The organism is Bradyrhizobium sp. KZN70725, from assembly GCF_055264925.1.
On record NZ_JBUYWT010000006.1, the window covers coordinates 89228 to 115497 of the forward strand.

Here is a 26270-nt window from a genome sequence, read left to right on the forward strand (position 1 = left end):
AAAAAAGAGACCAGGGAGACACCGATGATCGATCGCCGCAACGCATTGAAACTGGTGCTCGGCAGCGCCGCCGTGCTCGCGGCACCGGGCGTGCGCGCGCAAACCGACAAGGCGCGGACCCGCATCGTGTTCCTCGGCACCAAGGGCGGGCCGCGCGTCGGCAACGGCGCTTCGAACCCTGCCAATCTCGTCGTCGTCAACGATACCCCGTTCGTGATCGATTGCGGCATGGGCGTCAGCCGCCAGCTTGTGCGCGCGGGCGTGCCGATCCCGCAGGTCAAGTACATCTTCATCAGCCATCATCATTCCGATCACAATCTGGAATACGGCAATCTGTTCTACAACGCCTGGGCGGCCGGCCTCTCGACGCCGATCCATTCGTTCGGCCCCAAGGGCATCGAGGCGATGACCAAGGAATATTGGGAGCTGAACAAGTTCGACGTCGAGACCCGGATCGAGGACGAAGGCCGCCCGGACCCGCGCAAGCTGCTGATCGCGAAAGACATCAGGGACGACGGTGTGGTGCTGAAGACATCGGACATCACCGTGACCGCGTTCCGCACGCCGCATCCGCCGATCACGGATAACTTCGCCTACAAGTTCGAGACCCCGGACGGCACCATCGTGTTCTCCAGCGACACCGCCTACAACCCGAAGCTCGCCGAATTTGCCAAGGGCGTCGACGTGCTGGTGCACGAGTGTCTCTATGTCCCCGCGGTCGATCGCCTGGTCGCCACGACCAAGAACGGCGCCACGCTGAAGAAGCATCTGCTCGACAGCCACACCTCGACCGAGGACGTCGGCCGCATCGCAGCCGCCGCCGGCGTGAAGACGCTGGTGCTCAGTCACTTCGTCCCCGGCGACGATCGGCAGGTCACCGACGATGACTGGACCAGGGACGTGAAGAAGAACTATTCCGGCCGCATCGTGGTGGCCAAGGATCTAATGGAGCTGAAGCTGCCGGTGTGATCGGACAAATCATGTCGCGAGAATGCGGATTCATGACCACCTGCTGCGCAACATACTCGGTGCCGTCCCTGCGAACGCAGGGACCCATAACCACGAACGGTTATTGGTGAACGATGGTGGAACGACGAGTCCCGATCACAACATCTGCTGCGGCGTATGGGTCCCTGCTTTCGCAGGGACGACATCTGTTGTGCGGCAGCACTCGCCACCAAATCAAATCATCGCACACACGACGGTAAGGCCGGCCGCGCTCAACCGTCACCTCGCCCGACCGTCAATTCATCGCCCCGGAGCGAGGCGACGTGCGGCGCTTGTGTTTTGCGGCGGGCGCGGCGGGCGCCGGTGTCGCTTCCTTCGCCCCGCCGATCCTGCGCAGCGCGGCGTCGGCGGCGCGCTCGCCGCTGTCCCAGGCGCCGTCGATGGTGCCCCACAGCGTCTCATGGGTGGCCTCGCCCGCGAAATACATCGCGCCGATCGGCTCGGCCAGGATTCGGCGCGAGAATTGTGCGCCGGGTGCAGCAGCCGACATCGCGCCCATAATGAAGGGCTGTGCATTCCAGCGCGTCGCGCTGGTCTTCTTCACGGCGGCGCCGACCTCGCTGCCATAGAGCTTGGTCAGCCATTCCACCGCGAAAGCCGACATCGCCTGCTCGCCCTGCGCCGACAGGTCGCGGCCGAACGAGCCTGCGACGTCGATCGTACACAGCGAGGAGCCTGCGATATTGCCGTAGAGCAGCGCCGTCTTGGTCGAATTGCTCTGCTCGATGATGACGTCATCGCGCGACAGTCCGAGCGGATTGCCGGGGATCTGCAGCGCGATGCGATCGTAGCTGCCGAGGCTGAGCTTGGCGGCGGCATCGAGCGCGCGCTTCGGAAGCTCCGGCGCGAATTTGATATTGCCGCTCGCGAGCACGTTGCTCGACACCGTGACGATGGCGGCGCGCGCGGTGATCTTGCCGGAGGGCGTCTCAACCATGACGTCGCGATTGCTCCACAGGATACGCTGCGCCGGCGTCGACAGCGCCAGCGGCAGTCCTTCGCCGAGCTTTGCGATCAGCGCCCCGAGCCCCTGCCGGCAAGCGATCGCGGTGTTGCGATCCTGCGCGCGCACCTTGTCGACGGCGGAAAGATCCTTCAGATCCTTGCCGCAGAAACTGGGCCCGAGCAGGAATTCCGCGGTGCCGGCCCAATCGCCGAGGTCCTTCGGCATCGCTGCGGCGCAGGCGATATCGGCCTTGCGCGCAGCGTCGTCGATCGCGCGATTGGCGCGCACCAGCGCCGCCAGAAACTCCTCGGTCTCGCCGGGACGGGCGTAGCGCCGGCCGATGCGAATCTTCTGCCCCGCAGGCGCCGTGACGATGTCGAGGCCCGCGGAGCGGGCCAGCCGGATCATCGGATTGGTCTCGGGATTGTGCATCCAGCGCGCGCCGCGGTCGAACGGCACACCGAATGTCGACGCGTCGGTCTGGCAGCGACCGCCGACCTGGCCTGCCGCTTCCACCACGATCACCTTGCGGTTGGCCGCAACGATCCGTCGCGCCGCGGCAATGCCTGCGGCCCCCGCGCCGATCACGACGATGTCGGCCTCGCGCAGCGGCGGCTGCGCGGCAAGCACCCGGCCGCCCAGCGCAGGCACCAGCGCGAAAGCTGCGGACGCCGACAGGAAATCGCGGCGGGTCACGGTCATGACATAGCTTCTGGCATGGTTTCCGGGGACTTGCGGAGAACGGGAACGCTTCGCGAACTGTGCCGCATCTCACCGACCGCAGCAACCATCATGGTAAATCAATCATGATTGATCCGCCGATGGCATGAACTAAATTGCAACAGCTTGCGACCATGATTAAGTGAAACACAAGCGGTCATAGAACCGCTGGGGGGAATCCATGGGCGTAATGCTCGATACCGTCGGTAACCTGCAGAAGGAAGTCCCCGGTTACGAGCCGTTCACGCCGAGCGATCCGGACCATCTGCGGAGCATCATGCAGCCCGGCGACGTGCTGCTGGTCGAAGGCAACAACCGGATTTCCGGCATCATCAAATACCTCACGCAGTCGACCTGGTCGCACGCCGCGCTGTTTGTCGGACCGATCGACGGCGCGTTCGAGCCTGACGGCGAACAGCATGTGCTGATCGAGGCCAATATCGGCGAAGGCGTGACCTCCGCGCCGCTGTCGAAATATCTCGCTTACCACACCCGCCTCTGCCGTCCGGTCGGACTGTCGTTCGAGGACCGCACCACGGTGTGCCGCTACGCCATCAACCGCATCGGCTTCGGCTACGACACCAAGAACATCGTCGATCTCGCGCGCTATCTGTTTCCGCTGCCGATCCCGCAGCGCTGGCGCCGCCGCATGATCGCGTTCGGCTCCGGCGATCCGACCAAGATCATCTGCTCGGCGCTGATCGCGCAGGCGTTCGACGCCGTGCGCTATCCGATCCTGCCCAAGATCACGCGCGCCGCCAGCCGCAAGGCGCGCCGCGAGATCCTGCATATCCGCGATTCTTCGCTCTACATGCCTCGCGATTTCGACATCTCGCCCTATTTCGAAGTCGTCAAACCCACCATCGTGCACGGTTTCGACTATACGGCCCTGCACTGGGCCGACAAGCAGAAGCCGCTCCAGGAGGTGGCGGGCGAATTCGGTGTGTTTCCAGAACGTAAGTCGCCGCCGCTTGTTCCTGAAGCGACTGACGAAGAGACGGCGCTTCCGGCTGCGGAAATGACCGCCGAAGGTCGCGCGCCGGTGTGACGATCAGAACGTTGCCGCAAGCGTCAGCCGAACGGCAAGCGGCTCGGCAGGATGCACATGGCGGTCGGCGACGCCATCGATCGGCTCGCCCGGCAGCCGCGACAGATAGTAGTATTCGATCTGGTTGGTTTGCGCGTTGAAGAGATTGAGGACGTCGAGCTGCAGCCGCATCCCGTTGTCGAATTTGTAGCCGGCGCGGGCGTTGACGATGAATGACGACAGCGAGCGCACGCTGTCATCCTCGATCAGCGGGCGCGGGCCGAAATAGCGGGCGCGCAGGCTGCCGAACCAGCCGGTCTCGCGGCCGAAGGTGACGCCGCCGCTGGCGACCCAGGCCGGCGCACCCGGAATGAAATTGCCGGCCGGATCGACATCCGTGAAGCGGGCGCGGGTATAGGCGAGGTCGAAATCGAGGCTCACCCACGGCAAGAGCTTGTACTGGTTGGTCCACTCGACGCCGACGCGCCGGCTCGGCCGGCTCGGCTCGGTGGTGCCGGCATCGCCGACGAACAGCAGCTCGGAATCGAAATCGAGCACGAACACGGCGAGCGACGAGGTGAGGCCGTCGATCGCCCTGGTGCGGATGCCGAGCTCGGCGCCCTTCGAGCGCACCAGCAGCGGCACGCGCTCGAGCGGCGTCACCTTGTCATTGGGATCGACGGTGATGGTCGCGCCCCTGATGTCGTTGGAATGCAAGCCGAAGCCGGCATTGCCGTAGAACTCGGTCCTGGACCAGGGGCCGAGCACGATGCCGGCCTTCGGGCTCGTCATCGCCGCCTGGGCGTTGCCGGAATTCTGCGGCGTGTCGCTCAGCACATGGCCGGCAAAATAATCCTCGCGGATGCCGACCGTGGTGCGCAGCCAGTCGGTCCAGCGCGCGGTGGTATCGGCCCACAGCGCGACGCTGCCCTCCTGCACCTGGTCGTTGCGCACGCTGGACAGGATCTCGCGCTGCACGGTCTTGAACAGACCGACATTGATGTCGTCGTAGCGGGTCTGCACGCCGACCCGGGTCTGCGTATCGACGCCGGCGAAACGAAGGTCGAAAGCATGGCTGGCGTCGAGGCCATAGACGGTGCGCCTGTCGGTCTGGCTGAACTGGTCACCGTTGACGGGGTCGTCGAGGAAATAGGTGAAGTTGTTGTCAATCTGCAGCGACGAGCGGATCACATAGGCGTTGAGCTTGCTCTGCCCGTAGTCGCTGGACTGCGCCCAGTTGCCGGACAGGCTGAAGCGGCTGGCGGTGCCGCCATCGGTCGGATCGAGCGTGCCATAACGGCCGATCAGGCCCTGGTCGATCGCACGTTGCGCGACCTGGTCGGTCGAATTCCAGCCATTGGAATAGGCCATCGCGGTCAGCGAGAAGCCGTCGGTCGCGGTACCCTGGCTATAGCGCAGTACGCCGTTGAGCTTGCGAATGTCGTCGGGCACGTCCCACGGGCCATTGTATTTGTTGGCCTCGAAGGCTGCGAGCAGCGTGCCATCGCCGGCCTTGGCCGAGCTGGCTGTCATCGCGCGCAGATAGCCGAAGCTGCCAACCGTCAGCTCGGCGATGTTCTTCGGCAGTGCGTTCAGATAATTGATGTCGACCGCGCCGGCGGAAGCGAAGTCGCCCTTGTCCGCGTAGTATGGACCCTTGCGGACATCCATCGACCGGATCAGCTCCGGGATCAGGAAATTGATGTCGGCATAGCCCTGGCCATGACCATGGGTCGGCATGTTGACCGGCATGCCGTCGACGGTGATGGCGAGGTCAGTGCCGTGATCGAGATTGAAGCCGCGCAGAAAATATTGATTGGCTTTGCCCTCGCCGGAATGCTGAGTGACGATCAGACCCGGCACCACCTCCAGAACTTCGCCGACGCGCGAGATCGGCCGCGCATTCACCTCGTCGCCGCTGATCTGCCGCGCGCTGGCGGCGGTCGGTTGCAGATCGGACTCGGACACGGTCGCCGAGCCGCCGGTGATTCCGTCGCTCGCAGCGGTGGGTTGACTTGGTTGGAGCGCGGCAGGCTTGCGGCCGCCGCTGGCGACATGGCGCGGACGCCGGGACGGTCTGGCGTGCCTGGGTGGCGCCTGGTCCGGCAACGTTACCGTCACCGGCGGCAACTGGCCGGGCACGGTGGCGACCGCCTGCGCTTCGGCGGCCGGCGCAAATGCTGCAATGGACGCGGCGGCGGGAAATATCCGCCATGCAGTACGACGCAACGCCCATGCCCCCGCATGATACCTGTTACAGTCACGCGACGACCGCACCAGTCCAACCAACCTCGGCAAAGCGACGCTAGCAAGCACAGTATGACGTTACAAGAAAAATGTCATACCGCCAGGCAATCGAGCCACCACGGATAATCCATGCAACGCATCACCATCACCATCGAGGATGACCTGCTCGCGGAGATCGACGCCGCCGCCGAGGCGCGCGGCTATCAGAACCGCTCCGAGATCATCCGCGATCTCGCACGCGCCGGCTTGCAGCAGAGCGCGGAAGAGGCGCCGTCAGGGCAGTGCGTTGCGGCGCTGGTCTATGTCTACGACCACGCCGCGCGCGATCTGTCGAAGCGGCTGGTGCAGAATTTCCATGGCCATCACGACCTGTCGCTGGCGACGCTGCACGTCCATCTCGACGACGACAGCTGCATGGAGGTGACGGCGCTGAAGGGTGCCAGCAGCGAGGTCCGCCATCTCGCCGATCACGTCATCGCCGAACGCGGCGTGCGTTACGGCCGCGTGGTGATGATCCCGACCGCCCCGGACAAGAAGCCGCGCAAGCGGGGGCACGGGCACGATTGAGAGCGTGTCGTCTCGTAGCCCGGATGGAGCGCAGCGAAATCCGGGAAGCTCCGTCCGCGGGCGCGAGGCCCCGGATTTCGCTTCGCTCCATCCGGTCTACGCAATGAATACGCTACGCCGCCCTCGCCTTGGTGCCGCGCGGCAGGCCGGCGCGGGCGAGGCCACCATAGAGCGCCTCGTTCGGCATCTCCGATTTCAGGATCGCGCGCACCTCGACCAGGCGATCGAGATCGATGCCGGTCGGAAATCCCTTGCTCTCGCAGAGGAAGACGAGGTCCTCGAACACGACATTGCCGGTGGCGCCCGGCGCGAACGGGCAGCCGCCGAGGCCGCCGAGCGAGCCGTCGAGCACGCGGGCGCCCTCATCGAGCGCGGCGGAAGCATTCGCGATGCCCATGCCGCGGGTGTCGTGCAGATGCACGCAGACCGGCTTCGATCCCGCGATCTTCACCGCGCCCCGCGTCAGCTCGCCGACCTGCTTCGGCCCGGCATAACCCACCGTGTCCGCAATCGCGACCATGTCGACGCCGACCTCGTAGAGCTTCTCGGTGAGGCGCAGCACCTCGTTCGGATCGACGGGACCGACGATCGAGCAGCCCAGTGCCATCGAGATCGCGGCATTGACCAGCGGCTTGTGCGCGCTGGCATCGCGCAGCTCGCAAAGCCGCTTGATGTTCTCGATCGCGGATTCGCGCGAGCGGTTGGCGTTGGCCTGGCTGTGCTCCTCGGTCGCCGATACCACCGAGGCGATTTCGGCAACGCCGGTGGCCAGCGCCTCGTTGACGCCGCGCTCGTTCAGCGCCAGCGCGACGCCGTGCGCCCCGGGCAGCGCGGCGATGGAGGCGACCACGTCGCGGACATCGACGAATTGCGGGAAGGTCTTGGCCGGCAGGAACGAGCCAACCTCGAAATGCCGTACGCCGGCGGCGTATTCATCGCGCACCCAGCGCTGTTTCGCCGCGGTCGACGGGAACGTCTTCACGAGTTGCAGCCCGTCGCGCAGGCCGACCTCGCGCAGGCTCACCTTGTCGGTGGGATAGATATCGTGGACACGGGTCATGTCAGCCTCACGCAGCGTTTCCGGTTGATGAAATCTTCTGTTGTGCGAGCTCGGCGCGCACCGCTTCGGTATCGGCGCCGAGCACCGGCACCTTCAGACCTTCGCCGATATTGCGGCCGTTCCATTCGAGCGGCAGCGCGGGGACGCGGAACGGCTTGCCGTCGGCGTTCACGTTGTTGACCAGCCCGCCGGGACGCAGCACATGCGGATCCCCGAGCAGATCCTCCGGCCGGTTGATCGGCGAGAAGCAGATGTTAAGCGCGTCGAGCCTCGCCGAGAGGTCCGCCACGTTCCAATCCTTGATCACCGCGGCAACGCGCGGAATGATCTGGTCGCGCGCCATGATGCGGTCCGTGGTCGAGCGCAGCGTCGGATCGTCGGCGAATTCCGTGAGGCCGAACTCGCGGCAGAAGCTCTGCCAATGACCTTCGGTGACGACGCCGATGAAGATGCGATCGCCGCCGGCGGTATCGAAGATGTCGTAGATCGGCCAGGCATGCTCGCGTTCCGGCATCGAGCGCGGCTTGCGTCCGGTCATCTCGTACTCGACTATGTGCTGGGCAACCAGGAACAGGCAGTTCTCGAACAGGCCGATGCGGATGTCAGCGCCGCTCCTGTCGCCGCCACGCTTCTGATAGAGCGCGGCGAGGATCGAGATCACCCCGAACATGCCGCCCATGATGTCGTTGGCGGAGGAGCCGACGCGCTGCGGCTTGTCGCGCGTGCCGGTCATCGCCGCGAGCCCCGACATCATCTGCACGACCTCGTCGAGCGCCGGCCGATGATCATAGGGACCGGACAGAAAGCCCTTGTGGCCGGCGATGATCAGCTGCGGATATTTTTGGCGAAGCTCCTCGGCGCCGAGCCCCTGCTTGTCGAGCTGGCCGTCGCGAAAATTCTCCAGGAACACGTCGGCGCTGGCAAGCAGCCGGTGCATCGTGTCGCGGTCCTCGGGCTTGGCGAAGTCGAGCACGACGCTGCGCTTGCCGCGGTTGAACAGCGGGAAGAACGAGACGCCCATGCCGCCGAGCGAACGGGTCTTGTCGCCGGCGGGCGGTTCGACCTTGATCACCTCGGCGCCGAGTTGCGCCAGGATCATGCCGCAGGTCGGCCCCATCACCATGTGGGTCATCTCGACGACCCTCACGCCTTCCAGCGGCAGTCCGTTCCCGGTCATCGGTTTCTCCGTGCTCGTTGCGCTCTTGTTCTGACGCGTTTCTTCACGCGAACCGGTATCCGCTTCGCTCGAAAACGCTTTGTGATCGGCGCAGGTTAGGCTTCCGCACGCTATCTGAAAAATATAATCTGTCGAATAGAGTATTCGTGGTTCTAGAACGCTGAACCCTCATGGATTCGCGCCAGCTTCGCTATTTCATCGCGGTTTACGAGCAGCGCAACCTGTCGCGGGCGGCGGATCAGGCCAACGTCGCGCAATCCGCGCTCAGCCACCACATCGCTAATCTGGAAGCCGAATTCGCCACGCCGCTGTTCGAGCGCAAGCCACGCGGCATGGAACCGACCGCGGCGGGCGAGCGGCTCTATGAACATGCCCGCATCATCCTGCGCGCGATGGCGGCGGCCGAGCGCGAGATCAAGGAAGGCGCCAGCGTGATCGCCGGCGATATCTCGATCGGCATGGCCAATTCCGGGATGAAGGCGATCGGCGTGCCGCTGATGCGCACCGTGCTGACGAAATATCCGAACCTGAAGCTGTCGCTGACCGAGAGTCTCTCCGGCGCGACGCTGCTGCATCTGCTGAGCTCCGAGGTCGACCTCGCGCTGGTCTACAATCCGCCGTCGGAAAAGGACTTGGTCGCCGAGCCGGTGCTGGAGGAACAGATGTTCTGCGTCGGCACCGAGAAGCTGATCGGGAAGAAAACGCCAATCACCTTCGAGGAGGTGACGCGGCTGCCCCTGATCCTGTTGCGGTACGGACTATCGGCGCGCGCGCTGCTGGATGATCCCGTGCTGCTGAAGCGGCTCGAGGCCAATGCGATCATGCATCTCAACTCGACCAGCGGCATGATCGGCGCGCTGACCGCGGGCTTGGGCTGCACGATCGCGACGACGCATTTCGTCAGCGAGCCATTGAAGGCACGATCGCTGGTCGCGCGCGAAGTCATCGAACCAAAACTGACCCGCACGCTCTATCTTTGCCGCTTGCGCAACCGCCCAATGACTTACGTCATGGAGGAGATGTGCCGCCTGATCCGCGCCCTGATCGCAGACCAGGTGGGCCGCGGTGCCTGGGAGGCGACGCTGCTGATCTGAATGTATGACCCAGTGGTTGCACAGGTTCAGTGTCGTCCCTGCGAAAGCAGTGACCCATAACCACCGAACCGCAAAGTTGCGCACCAGTGGGACGACGAGTCCCTTTCACGACACCCGCCGCGGAGTATGGGTTCCTGCTTTCGCAGGGCCGACAGTTGAACAAGCCGTTTGAAAGGTGAATCAATGCAACCCTCCCCCCTGAGTTCGAAAATATCGAACGATTCCTTCGATATGTTCGTCTGGATTTCTGGCTCCCGGCTGCCAAACATGCGCGACCGGCACGCCTTCGCAAGAAGGGCGGCCGTTGCACCATTCGGGGAGGACCATCATGAGCGCCGTCGAACTCGGCTCGGTCGCCGATCTCGCCACCACGACAAGCGGACCCGACCAGATTTCGCGACGGCTCGAGGCGCTGCCCACGTCCGGCTACGTCTGGCGGCTGGTGATTCTACTCTCGCTCGGCGGCTGCTTCGAAATCTACGACCTGTTCTTTACCGGCTATATCGCGCCGGGCCTTGCCCGCAGCGGATTGATGACCACGACGACGCAGGCGTTCTTCGGCTTCTCCGGGATCGGCGCCTTCGTCGCGGCGACCTTCGCCGGCCTGTTCGTCGGCACGTTCTGCCTCGGCTTCCTCGCCGATCGCTTCGGGCGCAAGGCGGTCTTCACCTGGTCGCTGCTGTTCTACAGCGCCGCATCCGTGATCATGGCGTGCCAGACCACACCCGGCGGCCTGCTGCTGTGGCGCTTCATCGCCGGGATCGGGATCGGCATCGAGGTCATCACCATCGACGCCTACATCACCGAGCTGGTGCCGAGCTGGATGCGCGGCCGGGCGTTTGCGATCAACCAGGCGGTGATGCTGTCGGCGGTGCCGATCGTCGCCGCGCTGTCGTGGTGGCTGGTGCCGCTCTCGCCGCACGGCATCGACGGCTGGCGCTGGGTCGTGCTGATCGGCGCCGCCGCCAGCATGATCATCTGGGTGCTGCGGCTCTACGTTCCGGAAAGCCCACTCTGGCTGGCCCGCCATGGCCGCGCTGCCGAGGCCGAGACAATCATGCGGACGCTCGAAGCCGCATCGCCGACGGCGGCGCCGCGCCCGACCGCGACGGCGGCGATGGCGCCGGCAGGTGCGCCGGCCGAGACCGGCTATGCCGACCTGTTCAGGCCGCCCTACGCCTCGCTCGTCGTGCTGTTCATGATCTTCAATCTCTGCCAGGCATTCGGCGTCTACGGCTTCTCCAACTGGGTTCCGGCGCTCTTGGTGCAGAAGGGCATCAACGTCACCAAGAGCCTGCAATATTCCTTCATCATCGCCTTCGCCTATCCGCTCGCGCCGCTCTTGGCCGCAACCTTCGCCGACCGCTTCGAGCGCAAATGGATCATCTGCGGCGCGGCCGCCGCGATCTCGGTGTTCGGTCTCGCCTTCTCGCAGCTCACCGAGCCGGTGCTGCTGATCGCCAGCGGCGTGCTGGTGACGGGGGCCAACATGACGCTGTCCTACGCCTATCACGCCTACCAGACCGAGGTGTTTCCGACCGCGATCCGGGCACGCGCCGCGGGCCTCGTCTATTCGATGAGCCGGCTCAGCGCGACCTTCTCCGGCTTCATCGTGGCGTTCATGCTGAAGGAGGCCGGCGTCGGCGGCGTGTTCGGCCTGATCACCGCGGCGATGGTCATCGTGATCATTGCCATCGGTGTCTGGGGACCGAACGTCCGCGGCAGGCCGCTCGACGCCTAGAGCAATTCACTCGAAAACGCTCTCGCCGCGGCACAAACGGCACTTGCCGAAGCCATATTGGGTGTCTACCTCTCGCGGGTCATTTGTGCAGAGGTAACCCAGTCATGTTAGCCGCCGCCGTCAAGGCGCTTTCGCAAATCCTGTCGCCGCCGATGCGCTCGATCCTGTGGCGCTCGATCGGGCTCGCGCTGGTGCTGATCACCGTGCTGGCGATCGGATTGCAGCGGCTGCTGAGCTGGTTTGCCGACTATGGAGAGGTCTGGGCCGAAGGCATGCTCGGCCCCAATTTCCATTCCACGCTGCACGTGCTGTCCTGGATCGTCTCGATCTCGGCGGGCCTTGGCGTCGTGCTCGGCGGCATCTTCCTGATGCCGGCGATCACCTCGCTGGTGGCGAGCCTGTTTGTCGACGACGTCGCCGACCATGTCGAGCGCGAGCATTATCCGGCCGACCATCCCGGCGTGGCGCTGCCGGTGACGCTCGCGACGATCGAGGGCGTCAAGACCGCGCTGCTGACGATCCTGGTCTATCTGGTCGCGCTGCCGTTCGTGCTGTTCGCGGGCGCGGGCTTCATCATCTTCTTCCTCGCGACCGCCTGGCTGCTCGGCCGCGAGTATTTCGAGCTTGCGGCGATGCGGTTCCGCTCGCCTGATGACGCCAAGGCGATGCGCAAGGAGAACGCGGCGACAGTCTTTACCGCGGGCCTGTTCATCGCCGCCTTCGTCTCGATCCCGATCGTCAATCTGGCGACGCCGCTGTTCGGCATGGCCTTCATGGTGCACATGTACAAGCGGCTGTCGGGCCCGCGGCGCGAGTTGCTCGAGCCGGCGCGGCGAACCAACGTGTCCTCGGTCTAGGTGTTATCCGGAAGGCCGGGCAGCGATGCCGGTACCCGATCGCTTGCGAAGGGTACAAGCAGCAGTCCGACGATCGCCACGCAGGCGAGCATCGCCCATGCTTCGTTCACGGTGAGTGCGAGCGACGCCCGTTCGACCAACGGCCGGATGAATGCCACCGTGGCGTCGTCCGGCAGACCCGGCGGCCGGTCGATCAGCAACTTCGGATCGAGCCCGATCGCCTGCGCCGCAGTGACATCCCCCGCCAGCAGGCGCAGGCGGAAATCCTCGCCATAGATCGGGCTTCGCCCATAGAGGATGGTATCGATCAGGGCGATCCCGATCGCGCCGCCCAGATTGCGCATCAGATTGAACAGTCCGCTGGCGTCGGCAATGTCCGCCTCCGGCAGGGCGCCCAGCGCAATGCGCGTCGGCGGTAGCAGGCAGAAAATGATCGCGACGCCACGCACGACCTGCGGCCAGAACATCTCGCCAAAATCCGCCGTGCGCGGCTGAATGGCGCTCCAGCCGAGGCCGAGCGCGAACAAGGCGAAGCCCGCGCCGGTCAGCCGCCGCGCGCCGACGCGGCTTTCGAGGATCGCCGCAAGCGGCGCGGCGGCGAGCTGCGCAACCCCCGTGACCAGCATGATCGTGCCGATCTCGAAGGCGTCATGGCGGCGGACGAAACCGAGGAATACCGGCATCAGATAGGTCGATCCATACAGGCCAATGCCGAGGCAAAAGCTCAGTGCGCAACCGATCGCGAACGGACGCCGCCTGAAAAGCGTCAATTGCGCGATCGGATAGGCCGCGCGAAGCGTGCGCCGGATCAGTAGCGTCAATCCCGCGATGCTTCCGATCAGCAGGCCGAGGCAAGGCATCGAGGCCCAACCGCGTTGCGGCGCTTCCTTCAGACCAATCATGAAGCTTGCGAGCGTCGCTGCGAGCAGGACAAGCGACCATTTATCCAGTCTGGAGAACGCCCGAAGCTGCACGCCTTCCCTCGGAAGCAGCAACGGCGTGACTGTGGCTGCCACCGTTCCCGGAGCCAGATTGATCAGGAACAGCCATGGCCAGGACCATGTCTGCGTGATCCAGCCGCCGACGACGGGTCCGACGGTCGGCGCGAGCACCGCGACGACGCCGCCGATCGTGGTGGCCACCGGATGAAGCCGCGCCGGGAACAGCGTGAACACGGCGGAGAACACTGCGGGGATCAGCACGCCGCCGGAAAATCCCTGCAGCACGCGAAACGCCAGCAGCGCGGCAAAGCCGCCGCTGAGGGCGCAGCCGACCGAGGCGGCAGTGAACAGGCTCACCGCAAGCGCGAACAGCCATCGCAACGACAGCGCATGCGTGAAGAGGCCGGTCAGTGGGATCGCGATCACCTCCGCGATCAGATAGGCGGTCTGGATCCAGCTCATCGCCGCCGGCGAGATCGCTAGCGCGCGTTGGATCGTCGGCAACGAGGTTGCGACGACCTGGATGTCGAGAATCGCCATGAACATGCCGAAGCACATCAGGAGGAAGCCGGCCCAGGTCGCAGCCGATGGGCTGTCGGTTCGGTGATCCGCCTTGCTCATGGCGTGCTTGTGCGTGGCCATTCGGAGACGGAGAGCGCGCGGTTCTCGATCCGAATCCGGACCGCAAGCACCGCGAGATTGAGGAGGGTAAAGATCAGCGCCAATCGCGGCAGGTGGAGCGCGAGGGGAAGAAGTGCGATTTCACCGACCACGACGGCGTAGTTTGGATGCGGGAAATATCGGTACGGCCCGGATGCGACCAGCGGCGCGCCCGGCAGCACGACGATTCGCGTGGTCCATCGCGGCCCCAGCGCGACGAGGATCCATATCCGCAAGCCTTGCAGCACCAGGAAACCCGCCAGCGCGGCCAGATTGACGTCCTGGTCGCGGCCCCAGATCCACAGCGCGGTCAGCCAGCCGGCGTGAACCAGGACAATGAGCGGGTAGTGATTGGCGCCGACCTCGACCGCGCCTCGTGCGAGAAGCCGCTCAGTGTTGCGACGTGACAGCACGAGCTCGCCGAGACGCTGCAGCGTGACCAGCGAGAGGATAACCGACGCGAAGCTCACGCCGCGTGCCTGAGCGCAACGCAGCTGAGCGTGAAGCCCGGCCCGAGCGCCGTGAGCAGCGAGCGCGGCGGCAATCCCTTGGCGCAGGCTCGTTCGAGAACAAAGAGAACCGTCGGGCCCGACATGTTGCCGCAAGCCGCGATGACGTCGCGTTCGTGATCGAGCGTGCCCTGATCGAGCGCGAGTGCCCGCTCCAGCGCGGCGATGACCTTGGCGCCGCCGGGATGGCAGAGGAAGCGGTCGATGTCATCGGCGGTCAGCTGCATCCGCGCCAGGATTTCGGCGACGGCTGGTCCAACATGGTCGCGGACGAAATCCGGAATGGTTCGCTGAAAGACCACGCCGAATCCTTCCGGATCGACCGTCCAGCCCATGATGTCGAGCGTATCCGGCCACAGCTTTTCGCCCGTCGCCTCGATCCGCGTCGCGCCACCGTCGCCGGCACGCAGCACGATCGCGGCCGCGCCATCGCCGAACAGGCTGGCCGCAACGATATTTGCCTTGGTGAGCTCGTCGTGCCGGACCGCGAGCGTGCAGAGTTCGAGCGCAACCAGCAGCACGTTCGCTCCCGGCCGCGCTTCGGCCAGCCGCGCCGCGATCGACAGGCCCGACACGCCGCCCGCGCAGCCCAGGCCGAACACCGGCACGCGCGACACATCCGTCCGCAGACCGAGCTTGCCGGCGACGCGCGCCTCCAGCGTCGGCGTGGCTATACCCGTCGAGCACACCGTGACCACGATATCGATGTCCCCGCCGGTCAGGTCGGCGCGCGCAATCGCCTTGCGGGCCACGTCGACGTACAGCGTCTCCGCGCCCTCCAGGAACGCCAGCGTTCGCTCCGGCCAGCCGCGCCGTTCGAGATACCATTCGATCGGCTTGACGCCGTAGCGATGCTGGATGCCGGTGTTGGCGAACAGGCTGGAGAGCGTCTCGAATTCGGCATAGCGGTCGGCGAGGAGATTGCGCGCGGCCTGCAGGACCTGTCCCTGATGGAATAGATGCGGTGGAACCGCCGTCGCCAGGGAAACAAGCGCGGCCGTCTGCTTCATCTCGATCATCGTGGCTCCATTTCCCCCGCTCTTGGAACCGCGCGATGAGCAAAATATTTCAACACGCCTGCGACATCGCGCGAGCGCCGCATTCACTATAAATTGACCCGGCGCCGATATCCGCGCCGCCTCTTCGAAAATCAGGAAGCGGTGACGCCTAGCCTGCGCATCGCGCTCTTCACCAAGCCGAGCGGCGCCGGCGACAACGGGCCCTGCGGCGCGCGCGTGATGAAGGCGACCAGGACCAGCGCCAGGATCGCGAGCCAGAAGCACAGCCAGAAGCCGTCGATATAGGCGAGCGTGTTGGCCTCGCGCTGCACCAGCGCCGCCAGCGTGCCGACGGCGCGCCCCGTCGCCGTCCCGATGCCGTGGCCGGAAAATTCACCCGCAAGCCGCTTGAGCAGGTTCACGACGTCGATATCGCCATTCTGGACATGCTGTCCGAGATAGTTGGAATGGATCTGCTCGCGGACCCTCAGCCAGGTCCCCATCAACGCGACGCCGATCTCGGCGCCGCCGAGGCGCATGATCTGGATATAGGCCGCAAACGCCGTCGCCCGCGACGGATCGGAATTCGACAGCGCCATGATGATGATCGGCAGCAGCGTGAACGCCTGCCCGATCGACGTGAGCAGGACGATGCCGACGAAATCCTCGCGCGCCCAGACATGGCTCAGCTGCGTGCCCCAGAGATTGGCGGCCGCGAACGCCGAGAAGCCGAGAACCACGACGATGCGCGGATCGAGGTGGCGCAGCAGCAGGATCGAGATCGGCACCAGCACGAACATCGGCAGCGCGCCGTAGATGAACAGCAGCACGCCCGACTGCTCCGGCCGCAGCGCGCCGACAGTGCCGAGGAAGTTCGGCACCAGCGACGAATTCGACAGGCTGGTCAGCGTGTACAGCAGGATGACGAGCAGCGAGAGCCCGACATTGCGCGAGAACAGCACGTTGAAATGCGCCCAGGGCCGGCGCGCGATCATTTCGTTGATCATGAAGGCGACGATCAACAGCCCGCCGCCGATCAAGAGCGCCATCACCGTGCCCGACGACAGCCAGTCCAGCCGGTTGCCCTGATCGAGCCCGGCATAGACCATCGACACCCCGGCGCCGAGCAGCAGCATGCCGCCCCAATCGGCATGGTGCAGCAGGTCGCGATTGACGGGTTCTTTCGGAGTGCCGAGATACACCATCAGCCCCATCATCGGCGCGATCACCACGCCCTGCCAATACAGCCACTGCCAGCCGAGGTGCTCGACATAGAAACCGACCAGCGAGCTCGACGAGTCGAGCGCGAAGCCGACGCGGATCGAGTACATCGCAATCGCCGGCAGCCACCATCGGATCGGCAAATTGCGCAGGATGATCATCAGCGTCGCCGGCACGAAGGTGCCGAGCAGCATGCCGTGGGCGATGCTGAGCGCGATCAGCGTCGTGTAGTCGCGCACGAACGGGATGGTCAGCGAGACCACGGCATAGACCAGGCTCGGAATGCCGAGCACCCGGCGCAGGCCGAACACGGTGGCAAGCCAGGCCACCGCAGGCGCAACGAAGATCTGCGAGCCGATGGCAGCCGTGGAGAGCCAGGCGCCCTCGTCAAAGCTGAGCGAGAATGCGCCGCGCAGATCGGGCAAGCCGACCGAGGTCAGGCGGCTGTCGAAATTCGCCAGGAACGCGCCGAGCAGCACGGCGACGACCGCGAACAGCGGATAGCGCGCGACGTCGCCGCGCGAGACCGGACCACGGTCGCGGTCGTCACTTTCCGCCATTGGCGACCGCCTCGCCGGTGTCGATCCGCGTGACGACCGACATGCCCGGGAGCAGGCGCTCGAGCAAGGGCTGGCCCTTGTCGAACTGGATCCGCACCGGAATGCGCTGCACCACCTTGGTGAAATTGCCGGTGGCGTTGTCGGGCGGCAGCAGCGCGAACTGCGATCCGCTCGCCGGCGCGATGCGCTCGACGACGCCGCGCAGCTTCTGGCCCGCGAACGTATCCACGGTGACCTCGACCGGCTGGCCCGGCTTGACGTTGGTCAGCTGGGTCTCCTTGTAGTTGGCGATCACATAGACGTTCGGCAGCGGCACGACGTTGATCAGATTGGCGCCGATGTTGACGTAGTCGCCCGGCTGGACCTGGCGCTCGCCGGTGACGCCGTCGAACGGCGCGACGATCTTGGTGTAGCCAAGCTTGAGCTTGGCCGATGCCAATAGCGCCTTGGCGGCGTCGAGGTCGGCGGCACGCTGCTTCTTGGTGCCTTGCAGGACCTCGAGCTGATGGCGCTGTGCCGCGATGACAGCGCGGCTGGCGCGCACGTCGGCCTCCGCCTTGGCGTAGGATGCGGTCGCCTGCTCGAGCCGCTGCCGCGTGCCGGCGTCGGTTTGCGACAGCGACTGCTGACGCTCTTCCTCCTGGCGTGCCAGAGTCTGCTGCGCCTCCGCGGACAGCCGCGCAGCTTCGGCCTGCGCGATGGTTGCGTATTGCAGCTCGACCTGGTTGTTGAGGTTGTCGAGCACGGCCTGAGCACCGACCACGCCGGCCTCGGCCTGCGCCACCTGCGCCTGATAATCGGCCGGATCGATCTGCACCAGGAGATCGCCGGCCTTGACGTGCTGGAAATCGGAGACGGCGACGGTGAGCACCTCGCCGGACACGCGGCTGGAGAGCTGGGTCAATTCGGCGCGCACATAGGCATCATTGGTGGTCTGGATCGTGGCGCTGCCGACCCAGGCATCCCAGCGGCTGGTCGCCACCGCGACGAACACCAGCGCGACGAGCACGACAAACAGCGGAATCGCGAAACGGCTCCAGAAGCCGCTTGCCGAAGGTTGCGGCTTGGCAGGTGCCGCAGCAGGCGCGGTCTGGCTGGCGGGTGACGGACCATCTTCAACCTGCTCTGCCACACCGCACTCCCTCAATCACGCACCGGAATAGCCGACGAACCTATCACGCGGACCGGCATCCACTTCGCTCGAGAACGCCCTGATAGCACATGACGACGATCATGCCTCAGACGGTCTTTTCCGGCCACCGGCAGAGATCATTGATCAGACACACGTCGCAACGTGGACCGCGGGCGAGGCAGGTGTAGCGGCCATGCAGGATCAGCCAGTGATGGGCGTGCAGCATGAACTCGGTCGGGATCACTTTTTCCAATCCCAGCTCGACCTCGAGCGGCGTCTTGCCGGGCGCGAGCCCGGTGCGGTTGCCGACGCGAAACACATGGGTGTCGACTGCCATCGTGTGCTCGCCGAACGCCATGTTGAGCACGACATTCGCGGTCTTGCGGCCGGCGCCGGGCAGCGATTCGATCTCGGCACGCGTGCGCGGCACCTCGCCGCCGAACTCGGCGATCAGCTTCTGCGAGAGCGCGATGACGTTCTTCGCCTTGTTGCGATAGAGCCCGATGGTCTTGATGTAGTCGCGCACTTTGTCCTCGCCGAGCTCAAGCATCTTGTCCGGCGTGTCGGCGACCGCGAACAGCGCTCGCGTCGCCTTGTTGACGCCGGCGTCGGTCGCCTGCGCCGACAGCACCACCGCAACGAGCAGCGTGTAGGGATTGAGGTGCTCGAGCTCGCCCTTGGGCTCGGGATTGGCTTTGCGGAACCGGTCGAAGGCCTCGTAGACCTCCTCCGATGTCCATGGCTTTGACTTTACGGTTCGCTTGGCGGCCTTCTTTGCCCCGCGTTTGGGCAGCAGCCTTGCCGCATTCGCAGGCTTCTTCTTCGGTGCGGAACGAACGCTTGATGTGCTGGCGCGTTGAGAGCGGATGATTTTGGCCATGAACCGGATATACTGATACGCCATGACCGCAGGCAACGACTTTGATCCGGGCGAAGACCGCAGGGCCAATGATCTCGCGGCTGAGGCCGCTGAGGCCGAGCCCAAACTGTTCTCGGCATTGCTGACGCCGCACCGCTCGCTGAATCGCACCGGCTTTATCGTGCTGATGTCGTTCGTCACCGTGGTCAGCTTCATTGCCGGCGCGGTGTTCTGGTGGCTGGGCGCCTGGCCGATCTTCGGCTTCTTCGGCCTCGACGCGCTGGTGATCTATTGGGCGTTCAAGGTCAATTTCCGCACCGCCAAGGCGAGCGAGGAGATCACCGTCACGGCGTCGGAACTGCGGGTGCGCAGGATCAGCCATCGCGGTCATGTGGCCGAATGGGTGCTCAATCCGCTCTGGGTGCGGTTCGAACAGATCTCGCATGAGGAGTTCGGTATCGAGCGGCTCTATCTGGTCTCCCGGGGCCGCCGGGTCAGCGTTGGCAGCTTCCTCGGACCGGACGAAAAGGCCAGCTTCTCCAAGGCCTTGACGGCGGCGCTCAACGCCGCAAAACGCGGCCCGACTTACAACCCCATCCACTAGTGTGCTGAATGCGAAGTTCGTGCGATTTCGCGGCAACCACTTTCACGAACTTCGCATTCATAAAGCACACTAGAATCAAAGGTTTGCTAGTGTCCTTATCGAATCCGAAGTTCGCTCCGAAGGTGCGGCAAATGATACGAACTTCGGATTCGGGACACTAGTCGAGCTTACTTTTGAGCATGATCTTGCCGGAAAACCGGTCCCCACTTTTCCGGATCATGCTTGTCAGAAATCGGGTGGTTTGGACGCGCCATGGCTCCTAAATCAGACACCATGATGACACTCGCCATACACGACCAGCGCCTGGCCAAGCCGGGCCTCCAGAGCGCCGCGCTGCGCGACTATGACTCGGTTCGGCGCGCCATCGCGTTCATCTCGGAGCATTGGCGCACACAGCCGACCATCGAAGCGATGGCCGATGCCGCCGCCGTCACGCCGGATGAGTTGCACCATCTGTTCCGCCGCTGGGCCGGGCTGACGCCGAAGGCTTTCATGCAGGCGCTGACCCTGGACCACGCCAAGAACCTGCTGCGCGATTCCGCCAGCGTGCTCGACGCGGCACTCGACTCCGGCCTGTCAGGGCCGGGACGGCTGCACGACCTGTTCGTCACGCATGAGGCGATGTCGCCGGGCGAATGGAAGACCGGCGCCGGCGGCATGACGCTGCGCTACGGCTTCCATCCCTCGCCGTTCGGCACCGCGATCGTGATCGCAACGGATCGCGGGCTTGCGGGGCTTGCCTTCGCCGATCACGGCGACGAGCAGACCGCATTCGCCGACATGAAGCGGCGCTGGCCGAACGCGACCTATGTCGAGGACACCGACGGCACCGCCGCGCTGGCGCAGCGCGTGTTCGATACAAGGTTGTGGCGGGCGGACCAGCCGCTGCGCGTCGTCTTGATCGGCACCGACTTCGAGGTGCGGGTGTGGGAGACGCTGCTCAAGGTCCCGATGGGCCGCGCGGTCAGCTATTCCGACATCGCCTGCAAGATCAACAGCCCGAAAGCCTCGCGCGCGGTCGGCGCCGCGGTCGGCCGCAACCCGGTGTCGTTCGTGGTGCCCTGCCATCGCGCACTCGGCAAAAGCGGCGCGCTGACCGGCTATCACTGGGGCATCACCCGCAAGCAGGCGATGCTGGGCTGGGAAGCCGGCCAGGTGGGGTTGCACTAACCTCTATCTCGTCATTACGGGATGGTCCGAAGGACCAGACCTCAGGTGCGCAATTGCGCACCGGGGAATCTCGAGATTCCGGGTTCGATGCTGCGCATCGCTCCGGAATGACAACATCAAACCTCTACCCCGCGAGATCGACCTTTGACGCTACGGTGGAATCGGCATTGAGCCGATAGATCACCGGCGCGCCGGTCGCGAGTTCGCGCTTGAGGATCTGCTCGGGCGTCAGCTTCTCCAGCACCATGATCAGCGCGCGCAGCGAATTGCCGTGGGCGGCGATCAGCGTGCGCTGGCCGCGCAGCACACCGGGCAGGATCTCCTGCACGTAATAAGGCAGCGTGCGCGCCAGCGTATCCTTCAGGCTTTCGCCGCCGGGTGGCGGCACGTCGTAGGAACGGCGCCAGATCAGAACCTGGTCCTCGCCCCACTTCTTGCGGGCGTCGTCCTTGTTGAGGCCGGAGAGATCACCGTAATCGCGTTCATTGAGCGCGAGATTCTTCGTGGTCGGCAATCCGGTCTGGCCGATCTGCTCCAGCATCAGCTTCAGCGTGTGCTGCGCACGGGTAAGATCGGAGGTGAACGCGACATCGAACGACAGGCCCTGCGCCTTCAGCTTGCGGCCGGCCTCGTTGGCTTCGTTGACGCCCTGCTCGGTGAGATCAGGGTCCTTCCACCCGGTGAACAGGTTCTTCAGATTCCAGTCGCTCTGACCGTGACGAACGAGCACAAGGAGACGATCACTCATTTCAGATTCCGTTTTCGCTTAGCTGGATTTCATTCCGTCGAGCGGTGTCAGTCGCTCAACCCGAGGACGTCGGCCATCGAATACATGCCGGGCTTCTTGCCATGCGCCCACAGCGCTGCCTTCAGCGCGCCCTGCGCGAACAGCGCGCGATCTTCTGCATGGTGCGAGAGCGTGATGCGCTCGGAGGGGCCGGCAAAGATCACGCTGTGATCGCCGGCCGCGGTGCCGCCGCGCAACGAGGCAAAGCCGATATCGCCCGCGCGCCGCGCGCCGGTGAGACCATCGCGGCCGCGCGCCGAATGCTGATCGAGCGCGATTCCGCGTCCCGCGGCCGCGGCTTCGCCGAGCATCAAGGCGGTGCCCGACGGCGCATCGATCTTGGACTTGTGGTGCATCTCGAGAATTTCGATGTCAAAGCTCTGGTCGAGCGATTGCGCGACGCGCTTGACGAGCGCGGCGAGCAGATTGACACCGAGGCTCATATTGCCTGACTTCACCACGATGGCGCGGTTGGTCACGCTGCGGATCACCGCATCGTCGGACGGCGACATCCCGGTGGTGCCGATGACGTGAACGAGGCCGCGCTCGGCCGCGATCGCGACGTTGGCGATGGTCGCGGCCGGCACGGTGAAATCCAGGATGCCGTCGGCGCCGGCCGACATCGACCACAGATCGGCCGACAGCTTGACGTCATTGGCGGGGAGGCCGGCGAGCACGCCTGCGTCCTTGCCGAGCAGTTCCGAGCCCGGCGCTTCCAGCGCGCCGACCAGCACCGCCCCCGGGGTTTCGGAAATCACCCGCGTCAGCGTGCGGCCCATCCGGCCGCCGGCTCCCGCAACGATCAAACGCATGTCAGCCATGGCTCACCTCTCCACGCGATATAGCGAGCCAAGGCTGTTCCGGCAACCGAACCGGCTACCCGATGTGCGGACTATGGGCTGTCGTGCCCCTCGATGATGATGAGGTCGGCGATCGAATGCGGCTGCCGCACCTTGATGTTGGCTTGGTATTCCGGCGATTGGTAGCAAGCGAGCGCGGTCGCGTAATCGGGGAATTCGATCACGACGTTGCGGGAGCGGCTCTGGCCCTCCACGCCGGTGAACTTGCCACCGCGAACGATGAACTTGCCGCCGAATTTCTGGAAGATGGCAGGGTTGGCCGCCATGTAGGGCTTGTAGCCTTCCTCATTGTGAACGTCGACGCGTCCAATCCAGTATCCCTTCGCCATCTCTGTTCTCCCTCTTGTTGTTCAGGCGAGCGCCTGGGCGATTTCGGCGTGAATGGCTTCGGCTGATGCCTTCGGGTCGGCGGCTTCCATCACCGGACGCCCGACCACGAGATAGTCGGCGCCGGCGGCAATGGCGCGAGCCGGCGTCATGATGCGCTTCTGGTCGCCGATCGCCGAGCCTGCGGGGCGGATGCCCGGGGTCACCAGGTTCATCTGGTCGCCGACGATCTTGCGCAAGGCGGCGGCCTCCTCGGGCGAGCTGACGAGGCCGTCAACGCCAAGCGCCTGCGCCTGTTTGGCGCGCGCTTCGACGAGATCGGAGACGTTGAGGCGATAGCCCGCCGCATGCAGATCGGTGTCGTCGTAGGAGGTCAGCACCGTCACCGCGAGGATCTTCAGGCCGGAGCCGGCGCGTGCCTCGACCGCCGCCTTCATGGTCTGCGGGTAGGCATGCACGGTGAGGAAGGTCGCGCCAAGCCCGGCGACGCTTTCGACCCCGCGCGCGACGGTGTTGCCGATGTCGTGCAGCTTCAGATCGAGGAAGACCTTCTTGCCGCTGCCTGCAAGCTGCTTCGCCAGGATGAGGCCGCCGGCATAACCGAGCTGATAGCCGATCTTGTAGAAGGTGACGGCATCGCCGAGCCGGTCGATCATCGCCTCGGCGCTGGCGACGGACGGCAGATCGAGCGCCACGATCAACCGGTCTCTTGGAGCGATCCTGGCTGGCTGCATGTCACCTCACATCATGCGTTGGGATTGGTCGATCAGCTGCCGCACCAGCGCCTGCATCGCGTCGATGTCGGCTTGGTGCTTCAGATGATCCATATCGTCATAGGCCTGCTCGGCGAATGACAGCGCGAGCTGGTTCGGGATCACGGTGGCGCGGCACGCCGACAGGATCAGGCGCAGCGCCGCGAGCGCGCGGGTGCCGCCGAGCCGGTTGCCGGATGCGGCTGAGATCGCGAACGCGCGGCCGTGGAACACCTGACCTCGCACCTCATGCGGATCCTGCACGCGGCTCACCCAGTCGATCGTGTTCTTCACCAGCGCCGGCACCGAGGAATTGTATTCCGGCGTCACGATCAGCACGCCATGATGGGCGCCGATCATCCGTTTCAGATTCACGGCATGCTGCGGCACGCCGGATTTCGCCTGCAGGTCGCCATCATAGATCGGCAGCGGAAAATCGCCGAGCGAGATGCGGGTGACGTCGGCGCCGGATTGCGCCAGTTCGTGCGCCAGCACGGCAGCCAGCTTCGCATTGAGCGAGCCTGACCGAAGCGATCCGGGGATCACGAGGATTTTCAGCGCGGACATTTTGAAATCGCAGGTAAGGCGCTCGCCCGGCGCGACGGCGCCGGGTGGTCAGCCCTTGCGATACACCCAGACCCGCGCGGGCGGAAGGTTCATCCAGATCCGCTCGGAGGCCTCTGTGGACACGCCCGGCAGCGACTTCGGAATCGGAGGCACCACCGAATAGGTGAACTGGATGAACGGCGCGCCGGGTGCGAGCGCCAGGAAAGCGTCACGGACCAGCCTCAGGCGGGTCAACATCGGCTTGGTGACCAGCGGCAGGCCGGAGACCACGGCCGAGGCGGGAGATTTCATGACATCCCACAGCGTGTCGCGGAGCCTGTAGGCGTCGCCCTGGACCACCTTGGCCTGCGGATAACGTTCGCGCAGCAACGCGCAGAAACCGGGATTGTATTCGACCAGGACGAGACGCTTCTGGTCGACGCCGTGCTCGATCAGCGCGTTGGTGATCGCCCCGGTGCCGGGTCCAAGTTCGACGACCGGCCCCTCGGCGTCGCGATCGACATATTGCGCCATGGTGCGGGCGAGCAGCCGTCCGGACGGCATCACCGCGCCCATATGCAGCGGCTTCTCCATCCATGAACGGAGAAATCGAACCTCGTCGTCGAGACGGAGGGGCTTCTTCGACGCACGCACGGACGATTGCAAAGGCATGTCGCTACCAGGCGGGGACCGCACAATCGAGCGGTTGTCAGAAAACAGTCACAAAGACGTATAGATCGAAGTCGTTACGGTCAAGCATAACGACTGCGGCTAGACGGAGCGATTGCCAAAGAAGTCCTTGACCTTAGAGAAGAAACCCGCTGCCTCCGGCTGGGTTGCGCCGGACGACAGCATTTCGAACTCCATCAGCAGTTCCTGCTGCTTCTTGGTCAGATTCTGCGGAGTTTCGACCACGACCTGGACATACATGTCGCCGGTCTGGCGCGAACGGAGCACCGGCATACCCTTTGATGCAATGCGGAATCGCCGGCTGGACTGGGTGCCGGCCGGCACCTTCACCTTGGTCTTGCCCTTGTCGATGGTCGGCACCTCGAATTCGCCGCCGAGCACTGCGGTCACCATCGAGATCGGCACACGGCAGTGCAGGTCGGCGCCGTCGCGCTGGAAGAACTGGTGCGTGGTCAGCGACAGGAAGATGTAGAGGTCGCCGGGCGGTCCGCCGCGGACACCGGCCTCGCCTTCACCGGCGAGACGAATGCGGGTGCCGTCCTCGACGCCCGGGGGAATGTTGACCGACAGCGTGCGCTCGCGCGTCACCCGGCCGGAACCGGCGCAGGAGGTGCAGGCATCCTCGATCATCTGGCCGCGGCCCTGACAGCCGGGACAGGTCCGCTCCAGCGTGAAGAAGCCCTGGGCCTGCCGGATACGGCCGGCGCCGCCGCAATGCGAGCAGGTCTTCGGCTTGGTGCCGGCCTTGGCACCGGTGCCCGAGCAGGATTCGCAGGTGACCGAGACCGGGATCTCGATCTGCGCGGTCTTGCCCTGGAAGGCCTCCTCGAGCGTGATCTCCATGTTGTAGCGCAGGTCGGCGCCGCGCTCGCGGCCGCCGCCGCGGCGCTGCCCGGCCATGCCGAACAGGTCTTCGAAAATGTCGGAGAAGGATGAGGCGAAGCCGGCGCCGAAGCCGGGGCCGCCACCGCCCATGCCCTGCTCGAAAGCGGCATGGCCGAAGCGGTCATAGGCGGCGCGCTTGTCGCCGTCCTTCAGCACCTCATAGGCTTCGTTGATTTCCTTGAATCGGACTTCGCTGGTGGCGTCGCCCGGATTCTTGTCCGGATGCCATTTCATCGCGAGCTTGCGGAAAGCCGATTTGAGCTTGGTCTCGTCCGCGTTCCGCTCAACCTCGAGGGTCTCGTAATAGCAGCGCTTGGTGGACATC

The 26270-nt window shown here is 65.0% G+C and carries 25 protein-coding genes; 8 read left to right on the top strand and 17 right to left on the bottom strand.

Translation table 11 applies throughout. The features are described from left to right. The first annotated feature begins 24 nt into the window (after nucleotides 1-24). Nucleotides 25-969, top strand: a complete 945-nt coding sequence (locus tag ACZBJS_RS07980) for an MBL fold metallo-hydrolase (RefSeq protein ID WP_316398083.1) — start codon at nucleotides 25-27, stop codon at nucleotides 967-969. Between the two features lie 274 nt (nucleotides 970-1243). Here ACZBJS_RS07980 and ACZBJS_RS07985 read toward each other — a convergent pair whose 3' ends face one another. Next, nucleotides 1244-2656 carry a flavin monoamine oxidase family protein gene (locus tag ACZBJS_RS07985; RefSeq protein ID WP_316398084.1) on the bottom strand — a complete coding sequence of 471 codons (1413 nt, stop codon included), beginning with the start codon at nucleotides 2654-2656 and terminating at the stop codon, nucleotides 1244-1246. Nucleotides 2657-2855: 199 nt separating this feature from the next. Between ACZBJS_RS07985 and ACZBJS_RS07990 the strand changes: the two genes are divergently transcribed. Beyond that, nucleotides 2856-3722 carry a YiiX/YebB-like N1pC/P60 family cysteine hydrolase gene (locus ACZBJS_RS07990; RefSeq protein WP_316398085.1) on the top strand — a complete coding sequence of 289 codons (867 nt, stop codon included), beginning with the start codon at nucleotides 2856-2858 and terminating at the stop codon, nucleotides 3720-3722. Nucleotides 3723-3725: 3 nt separating this feature from the next. On the opposite strand, the gene ACZBJS_RS07995 is transcribed toward ACZBJS_RS07990, so the two are convergent. Then, the gene (locus ACZBJS_RS07995) at nucleotides 3726-5930 is read right to left on the bottom strand and encodes a TonB-dependent receptor (RefSeq protein WP_463438628.1); all 2205 of its coding nucleotides are present in this window, start codon (nucleotides 5928-5930) and stop codon (nucleotides 3726-3728) included. Between the two features lie 147 nt (nucleotides 5931-6077). Between ACZBJS_RS07995 and nikR the strand changes: the two genes are divergently transcribed. Continuing rightward, nucleotides 6078-6515: a nickel-responsive transcriptional regulator NikR gene (gene nikR, locus ACZBJS_RS08000; RefSeq protein ID WP_076833744.1), complete on the top strand. Its 438-nt coding sequence runs from the start codon at nucleotides 6078-6080 to the stop codon at nucleotides 6513-6515. A gap of 112 nt (nucleotides 6516-6627) precedes the next feature. Here nikR and ACZBJS_RS08005 read toward each other — a convergent pair whose 3' ends face one another. Both ACZBJS_RS08005 and ACZBJS_RS08010 read right to left on the bottom strand, forming a co-directional pair. Then, nucleotides 6628-7575 carry a hydroxymethylglutaryl-CoA lyase gene (locus ACZBJS_RS08005; RefSeq protein WP_316398087.1) on the bottom strand — a complete coding sequence of 316 codons (948 nt, stop codon included), beginning with the start codon at nucleotides 7573-7575 and terminating at the stop codon, nucleotides 6628-6630. A 7-nt stretch (nucleotides 7576-7582) separates the two neighbouring features. After that, a complete protein-coding gene (locus tag ACZBJS_RS08010; protein ID WP_316398088.1) occupies nucleotides 7583-8752 on the bottom strand; it encodes a CaiB/BaiF CoA transferase family protein in 1170 nt (389 codons plus the stop codon). 170 nt (nucleotides 8753-8922) lie between these two features. Here ACZBJS_RS08010 and ACZBJS_RS08015 point away from each other — a divergent pair, with 170 nt between their 5' ends. The 3 genes from ACZBJS_RS08015 to ACZBJS_RS08025 all read left to right on the top strand — a co-directional run bounded on the left by ACZBJS_RS08015 (nucleotide 8923) and on the right by ACZBJS_RS08025 (nucleotide 12444). Beyond that, entirely contained in the window at nucleotides 8923-9846 is a 924-nt protein-coding gene (locus ACZBJS_RS08015; protein ID WP_076833738.1) for a LysR family transcriptional regulator, read from the top strand. 328 nt (nucleotides 9847-10174) lie between these two features. Further along, the gene (locus ACZBJS_RS08020; protein WP_057020369.1) at nucleotides 10175-11587 is read left to right on the top strand and encodes an MFS transporter; all 1413 of its coding nucleotides are present in this window, start codon (nucleotides 10175-10177) and stop codon (nucleotides 11585-11587) included. Between the two features lie 104 nt (nucleotides 11588-11691). Next, nucleotides 11692-12444: a sulfate transporter family protein gene (locus ACZBJS_RS08025; RefSeq protein ID WP_316398090.1), complete on the top strand. Its 753-nt coding sequence runs from the start codon at nucleotides 11692-11694 to the stop codon at nucleotides 12442-12444. Here the strand turns inward: ACZBJS_RS08025 and ACZBJS_RS08030 are convergent. The 6 genes from ACZBJS_RS08030 to nth all read right to left on the bottom strand — a co-directional run bounded on the left by ACZBJS_RS08030 (nucleotide 12441) and on the right by nth (nucleotide 19345). After that, nucleotides 12441-14006, bottom strand: a complete 1566-nt coding sequence (locus ACZBJS_RS08030) for a DHA2 family efflux MFS transporter permease subunit (RefSeq protein ID WP_410469795.1) — start codon at nucleotides 14004-14006, stop codon at nucleotides 12441-12443. The two genes, ACZBJS_RS08025 and ACZBJS_RS08030, sit on opposite strands and share 4 nt — an antisense overlap. Next, nucleotides 14003-14515, bottom strand: coding sequence for an isoprenylcysteine carboxyl methyltransferase family protein (locus tag ACZBJS_RS08035; RefSeq protein ID WP_283066211.1), 513 nt, complete (start codon nucleotides 14513-14515; stop codon nucleotides 14003-14005). The genes ACZBJS_RS08030 and ACZBJS_RS08035 overlap by 4 nt, the downstream gene beginning before the upstream one ends. Beyond that, on the bottom strand, nucleotides 14512-15564 hold the full coding sequence (locus ACZBJS_RS08040; RefSeq protein WP_316398101.1) for a type III polyketide synthase: 1053 nt from the start codon (nucleotides 15562-15564) through the stop codon (nucleotides 14512-14514). The genes ACZBJS_RS08035 and ACZBJS_RS08040 overlap by 4 nt, the downstream gene beginning before the upstream one ends. 140 nt (nucleotides 15565-15704) lie before the next feature. Then, entirely contained in the window at nucleotides 15705-17333 is a 1629-nt protein-coding gene (locus ACZBJS_RS08045; protein ID WP_316398091.1) for an MFS transporter, read from the bottom strand. Continuing rightward, on the bottom strand, nucleotides 17320-18465 hold the full coding sequence (locus ACZBJS_RS08050; RefSeq protein WP_316398092.1) for an HlyD family secretion protein: 1146 nt from the start codon (nucleotides 18463-18465) through the stop codon (nucleotides 17320-17322). Before ACZBJS_RS08050 ends, ACZBJS_RS08045 begins: the two co-directional genes overlap by 14 nt. Before the next feature lie 106 nt (nucleotides 18466-18571). Next, nucleotides 18572-19345 (bottom strand): endonuclease III, encoded by a 774-nt coding sequence (gene nth / locus ACZBJS_RS08055; RefSeq protein ID WP_200844514.1) that lies wholly within the window; start codon nucleotides 19343-19345, stop codon nucleotides 18572-18574. Between the two features lie 22 nt (nucleotides 19346-19367). Here nth and ACZBJS_RS08060 point away from each other — a divergent pair, with 22 nt between their 5' ends. Together ACZBJS_RS08060 and ACZBJS_RS08065 are read left to right on the top strand one after the other, a co-directional pair. Beyond that, nucleotides 19368-19928, top strand: a complete 561-nt coding sequence (locus ACZBJS_RS08060) for a DUF2244 domain-containing protein (RefSeq protein ID WP_316398093.1) — start codon at nucleotides 19368-19370, stop codon at nucleotides 19926-19928. Nucleotides 19929-20201: 273 nt separating this feature from the next. Next, nucleotides 20202-21098, top strand: a complete 897-nt coding sequence (locus ACZBJS_RS08065) for a methylated-DNA--[protein]-cysteine S-methyltransferase (RefSeq protein WP_057020364.1) — start codon at nucleotides 20202-20204, stop codon at nucleotides 21096-21098. Between the two features lie 124 nt (nucleotides 21099-21222). Here ACZBJS_RS08065 and ACZBJS_RS08070 read toward each other — a convergent pair whose 3' ends face one another. The 7 genes from ACZBJS_RS08070 to dnaJ all read right to left on the bottom strand — a co-directional run bounded on the left by ACZBJS_RS08070 (nucleotide 21223) and on the right by dnaJ (nucleotide 26269). Then, on the bottom strand, nucleotides 21223-21846 hold the full coding sequence (locus ACZBJS_RS08070) for a 2,3-bisphosphoglycerate-dependent phosphoglycerate mutase (protein ID WP_076833727.1): 624 nt from the start codon (nucleotides 21844-21846) through the stop codon (nucleotides 21223-21225). Nucleotides 21847-21893: 47 nt separating this feature from the next. Then, complete coding sequence (gene dapB, locus ACZBJS_RS08075) at nucleotides 21894-22706, bottom strand: 4-hydroxy-tetrahydrodipicolinate reductase (RefSeq protein ID WP_016841511.1); 813 nt, start codon at nucleotides 22704-22706, stop codon at nucleotides 21894-21896. A 71-nt stretch (nucleotides 22707-22777) separates the two neighbouring features. Beyond that, the gene (locus tag ACZBJS_RS08080; protein WP_057020363.1) at nucleotides 22778-23074 is read right to left on the bottom strand and encodes a DUF1330 domain-containing protein; all 297 of its coding nucleotides are present in this window, start codon (nucleotides 23072-23074) and stop codon (nucleotides 22778-22780) included. A gap of 21 nt (nucleotides 23075-23095) precedes the next feature. Further along, nucleotides 23096-23806 carry an orotidine-5'-phosphate decarboxylase gene (gene pyrF / locus ACZBJS_RS08085; RefSeq protein ID WP_316398094.1) on the bottom strand — a complete coding sequence of 237 codons (711 nt, stop codon included), beginning with the start codon at nucleotides 23804-23806 and terminating at the stop codon, nucleotides 23096-23098. A 6-nt stretch (nucleotides 23807-23812) separates the two neighbouring features. Then, the gene (locus ACZBJS_RS08090) at nucleotides 23813-24391 is read right to left on the bottom strand and encodes an NADPH-dependent FMN reductase (protein ID WP_076833724.1); all 579 of its coding nucleotides are present in this window, start codon (nucleotides 24389-24391) and stop codon (nucleotides 23813-23815) included. A 48-nt stretch (nucleotides 24392-24439) separates the two neighbouring features. Beyond that, on the bottom strand, nucleotides 24440-25042 hold the full coding sequence (locus ACZBJS_RS08095; protein ID WP_057020360.1) for a class I SAM-dependent methyltransferase: 603 nt from the start codon (nucleotides 25040-25042) through the stop codon (nucleotides 24440-24442). Between the two features lie 99 nt (nucleotides 25043-25141). Next, nucleotides 25142-26269 carry a molecular chaperone DnaJ gene (gene dnaJ, locus ACZBJS_RS08100; protein WP_316398095.1) on the bottom strand — a complete coding sequence of 376 codons (1128 nt, stop codon included), beginning with the start codon at nucleotides 26267-26269 and terminating at the stop codon, nucleotides 25142-25144. Nucleotide 26270 lies beyond the last annotated feature (1 nt).

What these genes read in the sequence shown, in the direction of transcription:
- ACZBJS_RS07980 (WP_316398083.1), top strand. Translation starts at nt 25, where the DNA reads ATGATCGATCGCCGCAACGCATTGAAACTGGTGCTCGGCAGCGCCGCC.
- ACZBJS_RS07985 (WP_316398084.1), bottom strand. Translation starts at nt 2,656, where the DNA reads ATGACCGTGACCCGCCGCGATTTCCTGTCGGCGTCCGCAGCTTTCGCG.
- ACZBJS_RS07990 (WP_316398085.1), top strand. Translation starts at nt 2,856, where the DNA reads ATGGGCGTAATGCTCGATACCGTCGGTAACCTGCAGAAGGAAGTCCCC.
- nikR (WP_076833744.1), top strand. Translation starts at nt 6,078, where the DNA reads ATGCAACGCATCACCATCACCATCGAGGATGACCTGCTCGCGGAGATC.
- ACZBJS_RS08005 (WP_316398087.1), bottom strand. Translation starts at nt 7,575, where the DNA reads ATGACCCGTGTCCACGATATCTATCCCACCGACAAGGTGAGCCTGCGC.
- ACZBJS_RS08010 (WP_316398088.1), bottom strand. Translation starts at nt 8,752, where the DNA reads ATGACCGGGAACGGACTGCCGCTGGAAGGCGTGAGGGTCGTCGAGATG.
- ACZBJS_RS08015 (WP_076833738.1), top strand. Translation starts at nt 8,923, where the DNA reads ATGGATTCGCGCCAGCTTCGCTATTTCATCGCGGTTTACGAGCAGCGC.
- ACZBJS_RS08020 (WP_057020369.1), top strand. Translation starts at nt 10,175, where the DNA reads ATGAGCGCCGTCGAACTCGGCTCGGTCGCCGATCTCGCCACCACGACA.
- ACZBJS_RS08025 (WP_316398090.1), top strand. Translation starts at nt 11,692, where the DNA reads ATGTTAGCCGCCGCCGTCAAGGCGCTTTCGCAAATCCTGTCGCCGCCG.
- ACZBJS_RS08030 (WP_410469795.1), bottom strand. Translation starts at nt 14,006, where the DNA reads ATGAGCAAGGCGGATCACCGAACCGACAGCCCATCGGCTGCGACCTGG.
- ACZBJS_RS08040 (WP_316398101.1), bottom strand. Translation starts at nt 15,564, where the DNA reads ATGAAGCAGACGGCCGCGCTTGTTTCCCTGGCGACGGCGGTTCCACCG.
- ACZBJS_RS08045 (WP_316398091.1), bottom strand. Translation starts at nt 17,333, where the DNA reads ATGGCGGAAAGTGACGACCGCGACCGTGGTCCGGTCTCGCGCGGCGAC.
- nth (WP_200844514.1), bottom strand. Translation starts at nt 19,345, where the DNA reads ATGGCCAAAATCATCCGCTCTCAACGCGCCAGCACATCAAGCGTTCGT.
- ACZBJS_RS08060 (WP_316398093.1), top strand. Translation starts at nt 19,368, where the DNA reads ATGACCGCAGGCAACGACTTTGATCCGGGCGAAGACCGCAGGGCCAAT.
- ACZBJS_RS08065 (WP_057020364.1), top strand. Translation starts at nt 20,202, where the DNA reads ATGATGACACTCGCCATACACGACCAGCGCCTGGCCAAGCCGGGCCTC.
- ACZBJS_RS08070 (WP_076833727.1), bottom strand. Translation starts at nt 21,846, where the DNA reads ATGAGTGATCGTCTCCTTGTGCTCGTTCGTCACGGTCAGAGCGACTGG.
- dapB (WP_016841511.1), bottom strand. Translation starts at nt 22,706, where the DNA reads ATGGCTGACATGCGTTTGATCGTTGCGGGAGCCGGCGGCCGGATGGGC.
- ACZBJS_RS08080 (WP_057020363.1), bottom strand. Translation starts at nt 23,074, where the DNA reads ATGGCGAAGGGATACTGGATTGGACGCGTCGACGTTCACAATGAGGAA.
- pyrF (WP_316398094.1), bottom strand. Translation starts at nt 23,806, where the DNA reads ATGCAGCCAGCCAGGATCGCTCCAAGAGACCGGTTGATCGTGGCGCTC.
- ACZBJS_RS08090 (WP_076833724.1), bottom strand. Translation starts at nt 24,391, where the DNA reads ATGTCCGCGCTGAAAATCCTCGTGATCCCCGGATCGCTTCGGTCAGGC.
- ACZBJS_RS08095 (WP_057020360.1), bottom strand. Translation starts at nt 25,042, where the DNA reads ATGCCTTTGCAATCGTCCGTGCGTGCGTCGAAGAAGCCCCTCCGTCTC.
- dnaJ (WP_316398095.1), bottom strand. Translation starts at nt 26,269, where the DNA reads ATGTCCACCAAGCGCTGCTATTACGAGACCCTCGAGGTTGAGCGGAAC.